Annotated in this window: 15 protein-coding genes, 1 tRNA gene and 1 pseudogene; 3 read left to right on the top strand and 14 right to left on the bottom strand. The window is 37.5% G+C overall.

Features of this window, described 5'->3' with window-relative positions; genetic code table 11:
- Positions 1–262: 262 nt before the first annotated feature.
- A complete protein-coding gene (locus AB3219_RS04880) occupies positions 263–1,612 on the bottom strand; it encodes a M20/M25/M40 family metallo-hydrolase (protein WP_216753395.1) in 1,350 nt (449 codons plus the stop codon).
- Positions 1,613–1,795: 183 nt separating this feature from the next.
- A complete protein-coding gene (yjeM, locus tag AB3219_RS04875) occupies positions 1,796–3,322 on the bottom strand; it encodes a glutamate/gamma-aminobutyrate family transporter YjeM (protein WP_260365923.1) in 1,527 nt (508 codons plus the stop codon).
- 271 nt (positions 3,323–3,593) lie between these two features.
- Between yjeM and AB3219_RS04870 the strand changes: the two genes are divergently transcribed.
- Entirely contained in the window at positions 3,594–4,145 is a 552-nt protein-coding gene (locus AB3219_RS04870) for a hypothetical protein (RefSeq protein ID WP_216753396.1), read from the top strand.
- A gap of 80 nt (positions 4,146–4,225) precedes the next feature.
- On the opposite strand, the gene AB3219_RS04865 is transcribed toward AB3219_RS04870, so the two are convergent.
- The 6 genes and pseudogenes from AB3219_RS04865 to AB3219_RS04840 all read right to left on the bottom strand — a co-directional run.
- A complete protein-coding gene (locus AB3219_RS04865; RefSeq protein ID WP_367369337.1) occupies positions 4,226–5,254 on the bottom strand; it encodes a DUF6287 domain-containing protein in 1,029 nt (342 codons plus the stop codon).
- Between the two features lie 206 nt (positions 5,255–5,460).
- A tRNA-Arg gene (locus AB3219_RS04860) sits at positions 5,461–5,532 on the bottom strand.
- A gap of 80 nt (positions 5,533–5,612) precedes the next feature.
- The gene (locus AB3219_RS04855; protein ID WP_216753398.1) at positions 5,613–6,431 is read right to left on the bottom strand and encodes a Cof-type HAD-IIB family hydrolase; all 819 of its coding nucleotides are present in this window, start codon (positions 6,429–6,431) and stop codon (positions 5,613–5,615) included.
- Between the two features lie 38 nt (positions 6,432–6,469).
- Entirely contained in the window at positions 6,470–6,793 is a 324-nt protein-coding gene (locus tag AB3219_RS04850) for a hypothetical protein (protein ID WP_260365925.1), read from the bottom strand.
- Positions 6,794–7,501: 708 nt separating this feature from the next.
- On the bottom strand, positions 7,502–9,397 hold the full coding sequence (locus AB3219_RS04845; RefSeq protein WP_216753401.1) for an ABC transporter ATP-binding protein: 1,896 nt from the start codon (positions 9,395–9,397) through the stop codon (positions 7,502–7,504).
- A pseudogene (locus AB3219_RS04840) lies at positions 9,384–10,232 on the bottom strand (ABC transporter ATP-binding protein); the annotation flags it as partial. The pseudogene AB3219_RS04840 and the gene AB3219_RS04845, both read right to left, overlap by 14 nt.
- Before the next feature lie 163 nt (positions 10,233–10,395).
- Here AB3219_RS04840 and tnpA point away from each other — a divergent pair.
- Positions 10,396–10,860 (top strand): IS200/IS605 family transposase, encoded by a 465-nt coding sequence (gene tnpA / locus AB3219_RS04835; RefSeq protein WP_367369336.1) that lies wholly within the window; start codon positions 10,396–10,398, stop codon positions 10,858–10,860.
- Between the two features lie 97 nt (positions 10,861–10,957).
- On the opposite strand, the gene AB3219_RS04830 is transcribed toward tnpA, so the two are convergent.
- From AB3219_RS04830 to AB3219_RS04820, 3 genes are all read right to left on the bottom strand, one after another.
- Positions 10,958–11,884, bottom strand: a complete 927-nt coding sequence (locus tag AB3219_RS04830; protein ID WP_260365637.1) for an ABC transporter permease — start codon at positions 11,882–11,884, stop codon at positions 10,958–10,960.
- A complete protein-coding gene (locus AB3219_RS04825) occupies positions 11,881–12,336 on the bottom strand; it encodes a MarR family winged helix-turn-helix transcriptional regulator (protein ID WP_216754592.1) in 456 nt (151 codons plus the stop codon). The genes AB3219_RS04830 and AB3219_RS04825 overlap by 4 nt, the downstream gene beginning before the upstream one ends.
- 192 nt (positions 12,337–12,528) lie before the next feature.
- Positions 12,529–13,209: a YjjG family noncanonical pyrimidine nucleotidase gene (locus AB3219_RS04820; protein WP_216754593.1), complete on the bottom strand. Its 681-nt coding sequence runs from the start codon at positions 13,207–13,209 to the stop codon at positions 12,529–12,531.
- A 154-nt stretch (positions 13,210–13,363) separates the two neighbouring features.
- Here AB3219_RS04820 and AB3219_RS04815 point away from each other — a divergent pair, with 154 nt between their 5' ends.
- Positions 13,364–13,552 carry an LBP_cg2779 family protein gene (locus AB3219_RS04815; protein WP_057805458.1) on the top strand — a complete coding sequence of 63 codons (189 nt, stop codon included), beginning with the start codon at positions 13,364–13,366 and terminating at the stop codon, positions 13,550–13,552.
- A gap of 182 nt (positions 13,553–13,734) precedes the next feature.
- On the opposite strand, the gene AB3219_RS04810 is transcribed toward AB3219_RS04815, so the two are convergent.
- Genes AB3219_RS04810 through AB3219_RS04800 form a run of 3 tightly spaced genes read right to left on the bottom strand, consistent with a single transcriptional unit; the run spans position 13,735 to position 16,631 of the window.
- Positions 13,735–14,244 (bottom strand): O-acetyl-ADP-ribose deacetylase, encoded by a 510-nt coding sequence (locus tag AB3219_RS04810; protein WP_260365638.1) that lies wholly within the window; start codon positions 14,242–14,244, stop codon positions 13,735–13,737.
- A 12-nt stretch (positions 14,245–14,256) separates the two neighbouring features.
- Positions 14,257–15,441 (bottom strand): hypothetical protein, encoded by a 1,185-nt coding sequence (locus AB3219_RS04805; protein WP_216763085.1) that lies wholly within the window; start codon positions 15,439–15,441, stop codon positions 14,257–14,259.
- A complete protein-coding gene (locus tag AB3219_RS04800; protein ID WP_216754596.1) occupies positions 15,438–16,631 on the bottom strand; it encodes an MFS transporter in 1,194 nt (397 codons plus the stop codon). The genes AB3219_RS04805 and AB3219_RS04800 overlap by 4 nt, the downstream gene beginning before the upstream one ends.
- Positions 16,632–16,673 lie beyond the last annotated feature (42 nt).

The following is a 16,673-nucleotide window of genomic DNA, read 5'->3' as shown; positions in this document are numbered from 1 at the left end:
ACTGTGCGCTTTAATTAATAAGCTAATAATGACTAAATTACTTAAAATAGCTTTAACAAAACTTGTCATGCGACTTCATCCCTTTCGACTTGATGAGGTTAATTATAAGAGTCGATTATTAAAAGTCAACACCTTTTTTAATTTATTTTTAATGTAGAGAAAACAATATAGGCGATATAAATTAAAATAAACGTTGCTTTTGGTTTATTTGTTTCCGTCTGAACATTTGAAAGTGCACTATCTTCCATAGACCTTACCTCTTTTATTTAAATAAACTATTTACTAATTCATATGAAATTTTGATTCCATCAATAAAATCCTTTTTAGTCATATTTTCATTTGGCGCATGATTATGTTGATCATAATTGGCATATGGGATTGTAACCACCGGAACTTTAAGTACTTCCGTCCATACATAATTTGGTACCGTTCCAGCCATGACCGGTTCAATGACCACTGATCCAGTTGCTTTCTTAATGATCGCAGCAAAAGTGTCAATCAGTGACTTAGATAAGTCTGAGGTACTAGGTGGAATTGCGCCTAAATAGTTAATTGAAACTTCGCCACTTTGAATTTCAGCTGCTAAGACTGTTTCCAGTCCTTTGCGAATTATTTCAATATTTTGGTTGCCCACTAACCGACAATCAATCTTAACGTTAGCTTGATGTGGAATAACCGTCTTCAATCCTTTGCCAGTATAGCCACCATTAATTCCCGCAATATTAAACGTCGGTTGATATATTAATCGCTGATAAAATTCCAATTTGTCTGGGATAGTTTTCAAACCCATTTGAGAATTGATCTGCTTTTTATCAAATGGCAGCGCCTCTAATAAATCTGTTTTAATTTCTTTTCCTTGCGGCACACCCTGGTAAAAATTAGGAATCAAAACGCGCTGTTCGTCAAAATCATATAATTTTCTTAAAACAGCAACCAATTTAATGGCTGCACTAGTCATAATGTTGCCAGCATTACCAGAATGATTATCATTTTCACCCGTTTTCGTGATTAGTTCGAAACCAAAAAGACCCCGATTACCAAGTCTAACCACATGTTCGCCATTTTGATTAATGGAACCATCTACGACCACCGCTAACTCCACTTGCTTCAATAGTGTCTCATGCAAACTTGAGACCGTTGTTTTTAAATTGACACTCCCACGTTCCTCTTCACCTTCTACTAAAAAAATCACATTGAATGGTAATGTTCCATGTAATTGAATGTATGTATAGATGCCTAAAATTTGGGCCATCAACTGACCTTTATTGTCACCCACACCACGACCGAAATATCTTGCATTCTTCAATGTTAGTTTAAAAGGATCCGTTTCCCATAGGTCGCGCGCACCACCGGGCATTGTATCGTAATGGCCATAGAATAAAACAGTATGATCAGTTGTCCCGTTAATTTGGGCAACGAGCGATGGTAGTCCGGCCGTCTTAACGAGTGTAACCTTGGCGTTTAACAATTTTTCAAAAGTGGTTTTTAAGAAATCGATACATGCCGTCATATCATCGTCCGCATTACTGACCGACCTAATCTCGACAAACTGGGTTAACAATTGTTCAAATTTTGAATAATGTGCTTTTATATATTCTGCCTCTTGTGCCATTTTTGCTTTCTCCTTTCAAACATTGCTTTAGGTTATATTTTTCAATTTCTATTAATCTTAATAATACTATTCTTTTTATTTCCAAATTAAAAAAACTATCTATTAAAAAATCTCATCACGTTGTAAGTGGTGAGATTGTGCTAATTATTCTTAATAAAATGTAGATACATCAGTTTTTTTAAACTAATCAATATCATCAATATCCGGAACATCAATCTTTCGCTTCTTCACAGAGGCTTCGTAAAAAATCCAAGCAACCAGTGCAAAGAAGATGGGTCCAATCACCGTCCAGAACGCAGTGTAATAATCGTGAATTGATAAGGGTTCAATCACTGTAAAAATGATTCCTAATAGAATGACTAACCATGTGATAACCGTGATTGCCCACGTCATTACCTTATTTTTAAAGAAAACAAATGGACGTTCTAAATCGGTTCGTTTTTTAAAGAATGGGAAAGCACCAACTAAAAACAAGTATGGAACGGCGGAAGAAATATTCTCCATGTCCTGTAAAACCGTGTAGAAAGATTGTGCATTACTCCCACCAAAAGAAACTGCAAAAACAATAACGGCCACGATAATAGCCTGCAACCACATCGAGTAGGCAGGAACGCCAAATTTATTTAATTTGGTCATTTTCTTAGGCCAAAATTTGGCTGGCGATCCCATAATAAAGGATTTCAATGGCGAATAAACTAACACAAAGAAAGCCCCCATATCAGATAAGAATTCTTCAATTCCAATAATTCTGGCAAACCAATTGCCTAGATTAACACTAGCTGCTCCTGACAAGTGTAACGTTTTACCAATTGATACACCTAAATTATTCATCAATACGTATAACACATTACCTAAATCACTCGTTTTATTGCCCAAAATGGCATGCCAATTAGCACTTACTCCCCACAAGAAAATTCCCAGCGAATAAGCCACTAACATGATAATTGTGGAGATGATCATGGCCCGCGGAAATGTTTTCGATGAATCCTTCACATTATCCACAACACCACCCATGGTCTCCATCCCACCATAAGCAAAAATAGCATACACAATAAACGACATGATGGCGATTGGTGAACCAAATTGACCGTTTGGTGAATGAATAATTGAACTTGCTGTAAAAGGTTCTGCCAAATGACCACTGTGAACTGCCAACAATACAAGGCTAATTAGTAAAAAAAGTGCCGTGATAGTTAACGTAATAATTCCACCAAACGCTGCAAAACGCGCAATTTGATTAATGCCATGCGTCGAAAAAAAAGTAACGGCAAGCATGAATACGATCGCAATCAGGCCAATCGTCTCAACACTATTCAATCCCAAGAAATGCCAAGATTGGGTTGTGTCATGTCCTGTAAACATTGTGGCAAACGGAATCCAAATTTTTGATGACTCTGAAACTAACCAAACAATCCAGCCTGACAACCAAATAAAAGTGCCAATAAACGCTAATTCTTCTCCAATTGACCCCGCTAGCCAAGAATAAATGCCCCCATGAGCTTCTTTGAAACTGGCACCATATTCAGCAAACATCATAACACTTGGAAGGAAAAATAGGATTGCTCCCAATACATACCACAGAATAGCCCCATAACCCATTTGATCGTAGGCCACCGTCGTATTCGAAATTCCATAAATGGAAGTAAACACCATAAGAATTAAGCCAACTAACCCAATTTTATGTTGTTTTGTGTTTTCTAGTTCTTCCAAAACAAATCCTTCTCTCTAAAATAGAAATACTTGCCTATTTTAGCACTTTTTGTAAGTGAAATATGCATTTTTTTAAATATCAATCAAGATTTTAAGAGTTTATTCACTATTTTATGAATAAATACACAAAATTGTTAAAATAAACTTATTTTACAATTAATAAATTCATTTCAGCTCACTTTTTAATAATACGTAGTATATCGACACTATTGAGTCAAAATCGTTTATAATCAAGATATAAATTCTGATTGAAGGGGGTGCAATCCTACTTATGAACCGCAGAAATTCTCATCTCAGTAAACATGGTAAAAAATCGATTCGAAGAATACTATTTTGGGTAGCAATTGCAATACTTTTTATCGCAACAACCGCATTTGTTTACATTCGACATGCACAGTCAGAACCACCAGCTAATAATCTGACCCTGAGTGCTGCCAGTTCACGCAAAGAAAAGAAGGCCGAATCAGCCTCAATTGCCAAGTTTGAATCCAGTCTTAGTGCCAAAGATAGATCCAATGCCCAGTCTTCTTCAATCTTTCGGGCACGAAGCTCAATCAGCAAAGCTCGTGCATCTCTGGCCCGCGAAAAATCCTCCAATAGTAAGATGGCATCTTCTCTAAAACGAGCACGGGCTAAATCAGCTAGGGACGCCAGCTCGCTTGCAAAAGTTGCCAAGCAGAATTCAACTGATGCCGAAAAAATATTCAGTGCATCGACCAAAACAAGCGCTAGTTCACAAAAGAAAACTAGTTCAAGCAGTGAATCTAGTAGCAGTTCCAGCCATTCAAAAAGTTCAGCAAGTCAAACTAGCTCTAGTGATTAATAAAACTATAAAAAAATCTCATTCAATAAACTGAATTCGCTAGTTTATTGAATGAGATTTTTTAAACTACATAGCGTTCTTTACTGCTTATAATAAGCCTGTGTTCCGGTTCCACCTTGACCACCGCCAAGAATTAAACGATCACGCGTATAATCCGAATCATCTGAATTTGAGAGTTTAACATTCTTAGGGATAATTGTTAACGGATCAAAACTAGATCCAAGTGCATTAGGATCAAATGTACCAATACCACCTTGGATATAGCCATCTGTGATTTCACCCGCAGTAATTACTCGTGGATAGCCATTATGTTCTGCTCCACTTAAAACCGCACCCTTACTCCAAGCTGCATTACTATCAGACGGTTTATTCATTGTTTTGCTTGTAACCACAATAGCTTTGCCATCATGATTATTCTTCCAAGTTCCAACTAAACTTGAAAAATTATTCTTTGATATTTGCGAAAGATTAAGTCCGGTTTTTACTGTTTTAGCTTTCACGACGGGGACTTTAGTGGAAGTTTGTGCAAAAACCTCCGTATATGAATTATTACTCGTCCAAATAACAATCAAATTTTGAGAATTTTTACCAGCATTATCATTTGTTTGGTACTGACTTGTTGTTCCTTTTGGATAAAATTTAACCGTCCAATTGACCGCAACATTTTCATCAGACAAGCTGGCCGTTAAAATGTTATCTTTAGTCTTGAACACCAAAGCATGTTCGCCATCTATATCCGTTAAGGTTTGTTTTTGGACTTTGGTTGGTCCATTGACCATGGATTCGTTTAAAACACTAAGGGTGTCTGTTCCACCTTTGACAAAAGTTTTTCCGGTTTTATGAGCAAGTTCCGTCCACGTTCCCTGCAGACCACTATAATCACCTTGTTTGATCTGTTCAAAATTCATAGTAGTCGATTCTGAAAAATTCTTCTTAACACTCGATGAACTTTGAGCAACTTTCTTACTTCTATTTGAACTTTTCTTTTTACTTGTGTTTGATTTTGATCGACTCGTTGTAGTTGCCGTTTTTGAAGACGATTGTTTTTGGTTTTGATTTTTGCAGGCAGCTAACATTACCATTGCCATGATTGCAAAAATTAAATTCATAACTTTTTCCCTATTCATTCTTTTATCACTCCGTCTATCAAATTATGTATTTGGATAAACTTATTGTACTAAAAGAATATGACAGATTATGTCACTGCCAGTCTTACCTTCAATAGAAAATTTAGTTAAATTACTGTAGTAACTAGTAATGCACAAAAAAAGCACTAGCTTATCTTTGCCAATGCCTTTTACGATTATTTTCCTTATGCGTCAGGGGGGAATCGAACCCCCATCATGAGGACCGAAATCTCATGTGCTATCCATTACACTACCGACGCCTTCATTACAATTCTAATGAACTTAAGCCGAAATTTCAACCTAAAGTTTTAAGCATCGGTTTTCAAAGTAATGTTAATGATTAAATTCGATCTTCTAAGACTTTATCAATCATGTCTAAGACACCACTATGATTGTTATCCAGTGGCGTGATTAATGAAGTCACTGCTTTAGCTTCCGGTGCCGCATTTTTCATGGCATAACCGTACTTAGCGTCCTGCAACATCGCCGCATCATTTTGATTATCGCCAAAGGCCATCGTTTCAGTCATTGAAATATTCCAAATTCGTTGTAACTGTTCCAACCCATATGCCTTAGTTACATGTGGTTTAATAATATCAATGCCACTATATCCACTCATCACCTCAGCTAGTTGATCCCCAAATTCTGCTACTAACTCAGCATGTTTGTCACGGACATCCGCAATTCCCGGCCAATTAACATCAACTTTATAAATTTGATCATTAACCTCAGTCAGTGGTGCTTTGTGTTGTAACATTTCGTAGAAATACTGCGTTCGGCCCCATGTCTCAGTTTGTTGAGTCACGTTTGTGTATGCACCCTTTTGTCCCGATAAGACAATCACGCCATCCGCTAAAACGGGCTTGCGTGTCATGCTATCCACCACCGACTGCCATAGCTCTGGTTCAATTGGACTAGAAACTAATACACGACCATTCTCAACAACTAATCCACCATCTTCTATCACATAAGTAAGATCACCCTCAATACCAGCCATCACCTTGATACAATGCTGATACTGATTGCCACTCGAAACCACAAAATGAATACCTCGTTGATTCATTTCATTTAATTGTTCTTGAAAACGCTGACGATCAAATTCATGCTGATCGTCCAAAAAGGTGCCATCAATATCGCTAGCAATTAATTTTATGGTCATTTGAAACTCCTTAACTTAAAATTTTAGGCTTTGATCAATTAACGCTGATTAATCACACGCCGAATTTCTGTGTCTAAGTAAATCAACATTTTATTGGCGTCTTGGCGAAAATCAGCATCAAACGACGCATTTTGTGATTTAATTTCACCAATTGGTTTTTGAATAACATCAAAGATAGTGATTGTATCGTCGTGTAACTTGCAGGAATAATAGTGTCCTTCTAGTTGTTCATCTAACAAAGACTGGGCATTATCTTGAATGGCTTCAAAAACAACCTGCTTTTCATCACTTGTGTGACCAAGTTCTTCCAGTTCTGCAATCTTAACTTTTACTTCTGTCATGTTTTGAGGGATTTGAATCATTTTAGTTTACGCTTCTTTCTTATTTCTTCTAAATCTAAAGGTTGAGACTACAAAACACATCTCGTTGTCTGATACAAAAGTGATCATGGTAACAAAATTAGATTAAATTACCGTCTTCCAGCAAATTTGGGCTGGAACGTAGTGGGCACGACTTGAAGCCGCAAACCATGTCTCCAAGCTCGGCCTTTATCTAAGCGAAACCCGCTAAGATAAATGTCACTACTGAGCCCATTTGCTTCCAGACTAAGTCTAATCTTTGTAATCAACACATCGATATAGAACCTATTATATCAGTGTTACTGAGCATTATTGAAGTATCAAACATTCTTAGTCCGGAGGCGATTGGTCTCAGGGGTGAAATTATCCTTAGTAATTTATTACTTAGGATAAGGCCGAGTTTGAAGACAAGTGTTCTTCTTGGCTTCAAATCATGCCCACCCCGTTCCAGACCAGATGAGCCGCAGGACGGCATTTAAACTACTCTTCATGAACTAAACCACTTAACGACAGTTACTGAAGTAATTTTGATACTTCCAACCTTTAACTTCTTCTATATAAAAATACCCCTTCATTTTATCATGATCGGGGTATTAAATACGATTTTTTGATTTGCTAGATAATTAAAGGTACCAAAGTAATCTCAGTTATTGCTATTAAACAGTTTAATTCACTATAGGTAGCTTAATTGTCATTTTGCAATCTTAACATTTATTCTAAGATAGTTTTTCCAGTATACAGTTCGTAATACTCGCCCTTTTCTTGCATTAAGGCTTCATGGTTTCCTTCTTCAATAATACGACCATCTTCAATTACCAAAATATCATCAGAATTATGAATTGTTGATAATCTGTGGGCAATCACAAAGGTAGTTCGACCACGCATCAAGTTGTCCATGCCAGATTGAACCAACGTTTCCGTTCGTGTATCAATACTTGAAGTTGCTTCATCCATAATCATAGTTGGTGGATCAGCCACGGCAGCTCGCGCAATTGACAACAATTGACGCTGCCCTTGTGACAAGTCCGAACCAGAACCATCAATCACCGTATCATAGCCTTTCGGTAAATCACGAATAAAACTATCTGCATTGGCTAATTTAGCGGCAGCCACGACTTCTTCATCCGTTGCATTTAATCGACCATAGCGAATATTATCTCGAATCGAGGCCGTAAACAAATTCGTGTCCTGTAAAACAATTCCCATTGATAAACGCAGACTTGCTTTTTGAATTTGCCTAATATCAATTCCATCATAGGTAATCTTGCCACTAGAGATGTCGTAAAAACGATTCAACATATTGGTGATGGTCGTTTTCCCAGCTCCGGTTGCCCCAACAAACGCCATTTTTTCACCAGGTTTAGCTTCCAACGAAATATGATGAAGAACCGTTTTTTTGCCATCATAACTAAAGTTCACATCATTAAACACAATGTGTCCTTTGACTGGTGTAAGTTTTTGGCTACCATCACTTTCAATCGTTTTCCATGCCCATCGGTCTGTGCGTTCACTCGTTTCAACTAAGTGATGTTGAGCGTCCTCTGAAACGTACACCAAACTGGTATTCCCAGAATCTTTTTCAACTGGTTCATCAAACAACTGAAACATTCGTTGTGCTCCCGCAAGACCCATAATAATTGAGTTTAGTTGCATAGTAATTTGAGCAATTGGTTGACTAAACGAACGACTCAACTGTAAGAAGGCCGCAATTTCACCAAATGTAATTGGTGTCACATGATTTACGGCAAAATAACCGCCAACCACCGCAATTAAAACATACAAAATATTACCGACATTTCCCATAATAGGGAATAACATTGTTGAAAGACCGTTTGCCATACTAGCATCTTTTCGCAAATCTTTATTTCGAAGATCAAAACCGGCTTTGGACTGTTTTTCATGTGAAAATACTTTAACGACTTTTTGGCCATTTAGCATTTCTTCAATGTAGCCATCAATATTTCCAAGTGATTTCTGCTGCAATCGGAAAAACTGACTACTTTTGCCACTCAAAAAACGAACGACAAAAATACTTAACGCAAAGACTAACAGACTAATAACCGTTAGAAACGGACTCAATGCAATCATTGCAGTCAACGTAAAAGTCACATTAAAAATAGCGTTAATAAATGCTGGAAAACTTTGTTCAATCATTTGACGTAAAGTATCCACATCGTTTGTATACCGACTCATAATATCACCATAATCGTTTGAGTCAAAGTAACGCAACGGTAACTTCTGCATATGGGTAAACATATCATCTCGAATACGTTTCTGTAATTTTTGCCCCGTCATAATCATGATTTGTGAATACAACAGTGTACCAATCACTCCCAAAACATAAATACCACCCATTAATAAAATAACGTGAAATAGTGGCGTAAAATCAGGATTGCTGACTTTGGTTAAGGGTGTAATGTAATCATCAATTAACCGCTGAATAAACAGGGTACCCACAACTGCTGCCCCTGCCGAAACAATGATCGAAAAGAAGGCTACAAAAAGTGCAAAGTGACTTTTTTGCAGAATATATTTGAATAACCGCCATAAAATTTTCCAGGCTGACCCTTCAATCCGTGCACGTCCCGCAACTCTAGTTCTTTGCATGATCGTCCCCTCCTTTGATTTGTGAATTATAAATCTCTTGATATAACTTGTTAGATTTCATCAACTCATCATGTGTTCCGACGGCATCAACTTTTCCCTCGTTTAAAACGACAATCCGATCAGCACCTTGTACGGATGAAATACGCTGCGCAATAATCAATTTAGTCATCTCTGGCAATTCCTCATGAAAGGCTTTTTGAATCAAACTATCCGTATGCGTATCCACCGCACTAGTTGAATCATCCAGAATTAAAATCTTTGGCTTCTTTAATAAAGCACGCGCAATCGTCAATCGTTGCTTTTGGCCACCAGAAACGTTACTGCCACCCTGTTCAATATACGTATCATAACCATCTGGTAAGCTTTGGATAAAATCATCAGCTTGCGCAAGTTCAGCAGCGTGTTTTAGTTGCGCATCCGTCGCAGATTCATCCCCCCAGCGCAGATTATCCGCAATCGATCCAGAAAAAAGCACATTTTGTTGTAGAACCATAGAAACATTGTCTCTTAGCGTTTTAATATCATAATAACGAACGTTTTGATCGGCAACCTTAACCTTCCCTTTATTCACATCATACAATCGTGGAATTAGTTGCACTAAACTACTTTTACCACTCCCAGTTTCACCAATAATACCAATTGTTTCGCCAGATTTAATATGCAAATTAATGTCATGCAACCGGATCACATGATCGTCGGCATAACTAAAATCAACATGTTCAAAATCAATACCACCATTAGGTACATCAGTTAAGGCGTCCTTAGGATTAGTTAACGTACTGTGATATGTTAAAACTTCATCAATTCGTTGGGCGGAAGCCAAGGAAATTGTCATTTGATTATTGTCTTTAGACCGAGTTGAGTTCGCGATAGCGTGCGAAACAAAAAACCACCTGCTATGCGGGTGGAATAGTAATTCGTTATACGAAAGAATGTTACTTAGATTTAGAATGTAGGTGTCGAAGCCAACATTGCAAAAACGAAAGAAAGCATTCTAAGTGGCGAATAAACTAAATAGTTTAGCGCATACCAAGTGGTTATGTAAATACCATATCGTATTTACACCTAAGTATAGAAGAAAGATAATCTACAATCAATATCGACAAGATCTTCAAAGTGACATTCGTTTGTTGTGTCAATATAAAGGGGTCAAAATAATTGAAGGACATATGATGCCGGATCATGTTCATTTACTGGTAAGTATCCCGCCCAAGCTAAGTGTTTCAAGTTTTATGGGATATTTAAAAGGGAAAAGTGCTTTAATGATGTTTGACCAACATGCCAACTTAAAATATAAATTTGGCAATCGACACTTTTGGTCAGAAGGATATTATGTCAGTACGGTGGGGTTAAATGAATCAACCATCAAGAAATACATCCAGAATCAAGAAAAGCATGATCGAGCAGTAGATAAGTTAAGTGTCAAAGAATATGAAGACCCTTTTAAGGGTCAAGATAAGTGATACGAACGCTGCTTAAAGCAGCGGCAACAGTGGTGAAAGCAATTTGGCTTTTGACAAAAAAAGCCAGCGCCTTGAGACGCCGGCTGGTACATAGGGCTTATAGCCCGGGAGCAAACCACCCGTTCCACGGGTGGTTATGATTAAACACATTCGAAAGAATATTTAAACTTTGCAACACTGACATTGCGTAGGCCAGTAAACTCACTAGCTGCCCAGGTAACATGGTGTGTCCAACAATATGTTTGGCACCAAACCATGCTAAAAATAGCAGTGTGCCGTACATAACGAACTGCATAATTGGACTGTTTAACTGCAAAATACGTTCAGCTTTACTGAAAACTTCATAGATTCGTGAAGACGCTTGATCTTCCTTTTTGTCTTCAGTAGTGGCTCGATTGTATGTTTTTACAACCCGAATTCCCCGTAAGTTTTCTCGCACCACACGGTTCAAACCATCATAGCGTTGATAAACTTTTTTGAATAAGGGACGACCAACCGAAATAATCACTGTTAAACCAATTGCCATTAACGGAACCGACACAACAAACACCATGGCCATCTGTGCATCCACAGTAAAAGCCATCACAATTGAGAAAATAAGCATCAATGGCGCTCTGGCTGCGGCTCGAATTAACATTTGAAACGCTTGTTGAATATTCATAATATCCGTTGTTAACCGCACCACAATACTTGATGTTGAAAAATGATCATAATCCTCAAAAGAAAAATCCTGAATATGATAATACAGATCATGACGCAGGTTTTTCGCAAAACCTGCACTAGCTGAGCTGGAAAACCAACTAGCACCGGCACCGGATGCCAATGAAATAATGGCCCCAATCAGCATTAATCCACCTAATTTTTCAACATATCCTAAATTTCCAGGAATAATTCCCTTATCAATCATACTAGCCATTAAAAATGGAATGAAGGTCTCAATAAACGTTTCAATTCCGACCAAAATTGGTGAAATAATTGCATACTTTTTAAACTCTCGAACTGAATGTCCCAAACGTTTTATCATTGTTTATCACTTCCTGAATCTTGTTTTTCTAAATTTTTAATCATTTTTTGAGTAACCTTTTGCCATGCCGTTATTTCTTCGTCTGAAACTCCTTGAAGCAGAAGTTTTTCAAAATCAAACGTTCCGGCCACAACATTTTTACGAAACTTTAAGGCTTTGGGAGTCAAAATAATTTGTTTTAACCGCGCATCTTTGGCAACAGCCTTTCGCGTAATATACCCTTTTTCTTCCAAAGCTTGCAGTAAGCTTGTGACTGAAGAGCGGCGAATACCAAAATACTCCTCTACATCGCGTTGATAAATATCTTTCTTACCTACACGCAGAAGTAGAAAATGCAAAATGCCGCCCTGTTTACCAGTTATATCTTCACTTAAAAACGTGCGGTTAAATGTACGTGTTGCTCGGTTTGACAAAATATGTAACTGTCGATTAATACCTAAATGTTTTTCCATAATGACCTCTATTATTATTGTTAGAATTCTAACAATAGATAATAGCACTTCCTGAAAATTCATGCAATTAATTAACATTTTCTTGAGTTTTCATATTCTTTTGCACAAAAAAAGCAATCGCCCACTGTTTTCGATTTAGACTCTCGAATTCAATGAGTGATTGTTTGTTCAATTTGAACATAAATTTTAATATTACAGAATCATCTGCAGATCCAGCAAATCGTCAATTTGATATGTAGGACTGACCGTTGAATGATTTGGTTGCAACTTAGGATTAAACCAGACTGAATCAATGCCTGCGTTCACGCCGCCTTGGATATCCGAAGTGAGTGAATCACCAATAATTAACGAATTTTTAGGTGTAAATCCGGCAATCTTTTTCGCAACGTAATCGAAAAATTCGATCCGTGGCTTTTGGTAACCAACTTCTTCGGAAACAAAAACATGTTTAAAGTAATCAGTTAGACCCGAATCGTTTAAACGATGTGCTTGAACTGATGCAATGCCGTTGGAAACAATAAATAAATTAAATTGTCCCTTTAAATCGTTTAGCAGTTCACGGGCGTGGGGTTCTAATTGATGACCTTGATTCAAAAAGCTACGATAAATTTCCTCATACTTGATGCCATCAACCTCTTCGTTAAAATGTGCGAAAAGTTTCGTGAAGCGCGTGTTGACTAAAGTTTGGCGGTCCAATTGACCTAATTCAAACCGTTGCCACATTTTTGCGTTTAAAACACGAAAATAACTGACCACATCGTCTGTTAATGGATATTTGATTTCTGTAAATAATCCTTTAAGGGCTTGATTTTCAGCCGCTTTAAAATCTAATAATGTGTCGTCCACATCAAATAATAGATTTTGATACTTCATGCTTTTCACCTCAATCCCTCTTGAGTTGCATTATAACAAATTATCCCCCACTTTGACGAATTTCTTTAAAAAATACACACAATTCACGTTCTTTTTGCCCTCAACTATGGTACATTAAATGTAAAGGGAACCAACCACATTAGGAGGATTTGTAATGAATGATTTAACTAAACTTGCTGAAGAGATTGTCGGTTATCAGAAGAAACATGACTTAACAGATGCAGATGTAGCGTTCGGGACTCATTTATCCGTGGAAAAGATTCACAATATTAAAATAAATTCGTATACCCCAACAGCAGATGATATTCAAAGAATTAATAATTATATGAGGGACAACAAGTAAAAGTGAGCGGATTGAAGCGTTTAGCTCTTAAAAGATAAGGACGACGGAGGGGGATTGTAATCCCACAGGAGTCGTTCTTATCTTTTAAAGGCTGCTTCAAGGAACTGTCCTAAGAAAAAAGGGAAGCCCAAAACATACCATGAGAATCGCATGTTTTGGGCTTCTTTATATTTTAAAAAATCTCATTCAACCGCCTTAATCGCCATCAAGTAAGCTTCATAAGTTCCCTCATCAAAGCAAACCATCGTCACATCTTTGACAAAGGTTGCTGTTTTCAAAAATTCTAAAATCGTTGCAACAGCTATTTTAGCTCCTTCGTTCAGTGGAAAACGGTAAACTCCAGTACTAATTGATGGAAAGGCAACACTCTGACACTGATTTTTCTCAGCCAATTTCAAACTGTTTAAATAACTATTATGCAAGAGCTCCGCTTCATGATGAGTACCGTCACGCCAAATTGGACCTGGGGTATGAATAACGAATTTAGCCGGTAATTTGAACCCCGGTGTAATTTTAGCCTCACCAGTCTGACAACCATGAAGCGGCCGACAAGCCGCTAATAGTTGCGGACCAGCTGCCTGATGAATTGCCCCGTCAACACCGCCACCACCTAACAATGTTGTGTTAGCAGCATTAACAATCGCATCTACTCGCATTTTTGTAATGTCACCACGAATCACATCGAATGCCATTTACTCACCTTCTTACAAAAGTCCTTTATCACGTAAATGATTTTCTAATAACACGGCATTTAAGAAATCAAACGAGAGTTCATCCACATCCTCAATTGCAACTTCCACGCCAGTTTGATCAACATACAAATCTGGATCAATCACATGAAAGCGAAAAGTTTCAGCTCCAAGCTCTGTGATATAACCCATTTCACGCACACCCGTTATTAACGTCATGCTGAGAACCCGTGAAAAAGTCTCAGCTTGTTTTATTAAAGCTAAAAATAAATCATCCGTTGAATCAAATAACCGTTCCTCATTCAAAACAGGTTGGACAAAGGTTTGATGCTTTTTTTGATAGTTAACGAATGCTTGAATGACCTGTAGATAGTCTGACTTTAACGTAATGCTGGCAATCGTATCCATTCGAATCAAAGAATAACCACCAAATTGACCCGCCATATCCACTAAATTACATAAAACTTCATCTTCATTAACCGCATTCACTGTACTAACAAAAAAGTTAGTCGATTTTGTTTCATCGTTAATCGTGATCAGTGTCTGACTTTGTTCGGCTGATTTTAGGACTTCATAAAAGCTCGATTCATCCGTAACTGTCAATCTCGTTTTGGGTGTTTGGGTCATAATTTTAGGCCACGTAGCAGACTCAACCGCCAATTCACGACCAGAAAATTCTACAATTTCGGCTTCCGTATATTTAATCGTTGCTTCAACACGATGCATCAAATTAAACTTATCAACCAGTGTCATTTCAAAATCATTTTCATGAACTGCCATCACAGTACCTTCTTGATAGTTCTGCAAGTCACTTCTAGTTAAGACTAAAAATTGGTGGCTAGCAAATGCCGCTTCAACAACTTGTTTGATTAGATCACTAGTACTATCAAAATCAGGAATTTGATCAGTTGCCATAATTAGCTGATCCGTTTCTGCAATTTGAATGGTTTCTAACATATTATCTAAGTCAGGACTATCATATTCAACATTATCAATTGCATCAAATTGAACATAAACTGCCCCATCCGCTTGGCCTGTGTCATCAAAGGTGTTAAGGACTACGCCATCGGCACCAATACTATTCACAAACCCTGTGTAAAAAGTTTCTTGTGCTTTTGGAAAAACATTGGCTAAACGTTGATCGTTTTTGGCAAATTCTAAATCATATAAAATCGAATCCACTTCGACACCTTCTTTCATTCTGGTGTTCTTCCCATTAAGTATACGACCAATAATCCGAAAAGTACTAATCCGCCAAGCACGAAAAATGTACCATGATTAAACCAGTCTGAAATAAAACCAAACACAAAGGATCCAAATGGATGCATGCTGTCAAAACATAAAAACCAAATTGAAAAGACCCGCCCTAAATAAGCAACTTCGGTGGCATTTTGAACAATTGTCATCATGCGGACGCCCATTCGCGCTGTATAAAAACCATAGACTAACGCAATGGCCAGTAATAGCAAGTAATTCACCCAAATGCCCGTAACGATTAAACTAATCCCCAAAATAAATGCGTCTTGATAATTATTTTTAACTTTTGGTTTACGTTTATCTAAAACAAATGAAAGGCCACCCAACATGCCGCCAACCGCTACCAATGTCAGCACATAGCTGTATAGCCGTTCATCCCCATTGTAATATCGATCAACATCATAGGGTAAAAGTAAGGTAAAGCCCGCATACATTGCAGCCAAAAAAGCATCAAAGATAATTAAACCAAAAACATCACGATTATGCCGAACGTAATTTAATCCCTTGGATAAACTCTGTAAAATGGGCATCGTTTCCTTAGTGTGATCCTTTTCAGGCGTATATTTTAAAACCCACGTGAAAATAAATGACAATAAAAAGGATAACGCATTAATAATCAAAAACGATTTAAAATTAATCCAGTGTAACGTCAACAAAAAGCCGCCAAAAAGTGGTGCGATAATGTCAGCCAATGTTAACCCAGTATTTGACCAAGAATTAAAAATTGATAGTTTGTCGCTACGAATTATTTCCGGAATCACCGCCTTAGCAGCTGGAAAATTAAAGGCCAATCCGATATCAATTACACAGGTTAACAAAACTAACTGATAAAAAACAGGTTCATTTACATCCATAATGACCGCCATGATTAAACAGGCAAAAAAACTGACGGCGTCTGCCATAAGCATGATTAGTTTGCGATTATATTTATCTACCATGGGACCTGCAAATAGATCGCCAGCCACGAGGATAATCCCACCAATTCCTTGTACAATTCCCAAAAGAGAAGCATGGCCGGTCGCTTTTACAATGAACCAGTTTAACCCAAAAATAAATAACGCATCGCCCAATCTAGACACAAAAGGACTAAAAAATAAAGGCCAACTAAATTCCTGTTTAAATCGCTCTTCCATTTTGACACTTCCCCTGTAGTAAGTCTCTCCATTCTACAAGAA

The sequence above is a fragment of the Pediococcus ethanolidurans genome (assembly GCF_964062635.1).
Classification (GTDB): Bacteria; Bacillota; Bacilli; order Lactobacillales; family Lactobacillaceae; genus Pediococcus; species Pediococcus ethanolidurans.
This window is presented reverse-complemented; position numbering and strand designations above follow the sequence as displayed.

Coding starts and splice junctions, on each gene's coding strand:
- AB3219_RS04880 (WP_216753395.1), bottom strand. CDS start 1,612: ATGGCACAAGAGGCAGAATATATAAAAGCACATTATTCAAAATTTGAA.
- AB3219_RS04870 (WP_216753396.1), top strand. CDS start 3,594: ATGAACCGCAGAAATTCTCATCTCAGTAAACATGGTAAAAAATCGATT.
- AB3219_RS04865 (WP_367369337.1), bottom strand. CDS start 5,254: ATGAATTTAATTTTTGCAATCATGGCAATGGTAATGTTAGCTGCCTGC.
- AB3219_RS04855 (WP_216753398.1), bottom strand. CDS start 6,431: ATGACCATAAAATTAATTGCTAGCGATATTGATGGCACCTTTTTGGAC.
- AB3219_RS04850 (WP_260365925.1), bottom strand. CDS start 6,793: ATGATTCAAATCCCTCAAAACATGACAGAAGTAAAAGTTAAGATTGCA.
- AB3219_RS04845 (WP_216753401.1), bottom strand. CDS start 9,397: ATGCAAAGAACTAGAGTTGCGGGACGTGCACGGATTGAAGGGTCAGCC.
- AB3219_RS04830 (WP_260365637.1), bottom strand. CDS start 11,884: ATGATAAAACGTTTGGGACATTCAGTTCGAGAGTTTAAAAAGTATGCA.
- AB3219_RS04825 (WP_216754592.1), bottom strand. CDS start 12,336: ATGGAAAAACATTTAGGTATTAATCGACAGTTACATATTTTGTCAAAC.
- AB3219_RS04820 (WP_216754593.1), bottom strand. CDS start 13,209: ATGAAGTATCAAAATCTATTATTTGATGTGGACGACACATTATTAGAT.
- AB3219_RS04815 (WP_057805458.1), top strand. CDS start 13,364: ATGAATGATTTAACTAAACTTGCTGAAGAGATTGTCGGTTATCAGAAG.
- AB3219_RS04810 (WP_260365638.1), bottom strand. CDS start 14,244: ATGGCATTCGATGTGATTCGTGGTGACATTACAAAAATGCGAGTAGAT.
- AB3219_RS04805 (WP_216763085.1), bottom strand. CDS start 15,441: ATGAAAGAAGGTGTCGAAGTGGATTCGATTTTATATGATTTAGAATTT.
- AB3219_RS04800 (WP_216754596.1), bottom strand. CDS start 16,631: ATGGAAGAGCGATTTAAACAGGAATTTAGTTGGCCTTTATTTTTTAGT.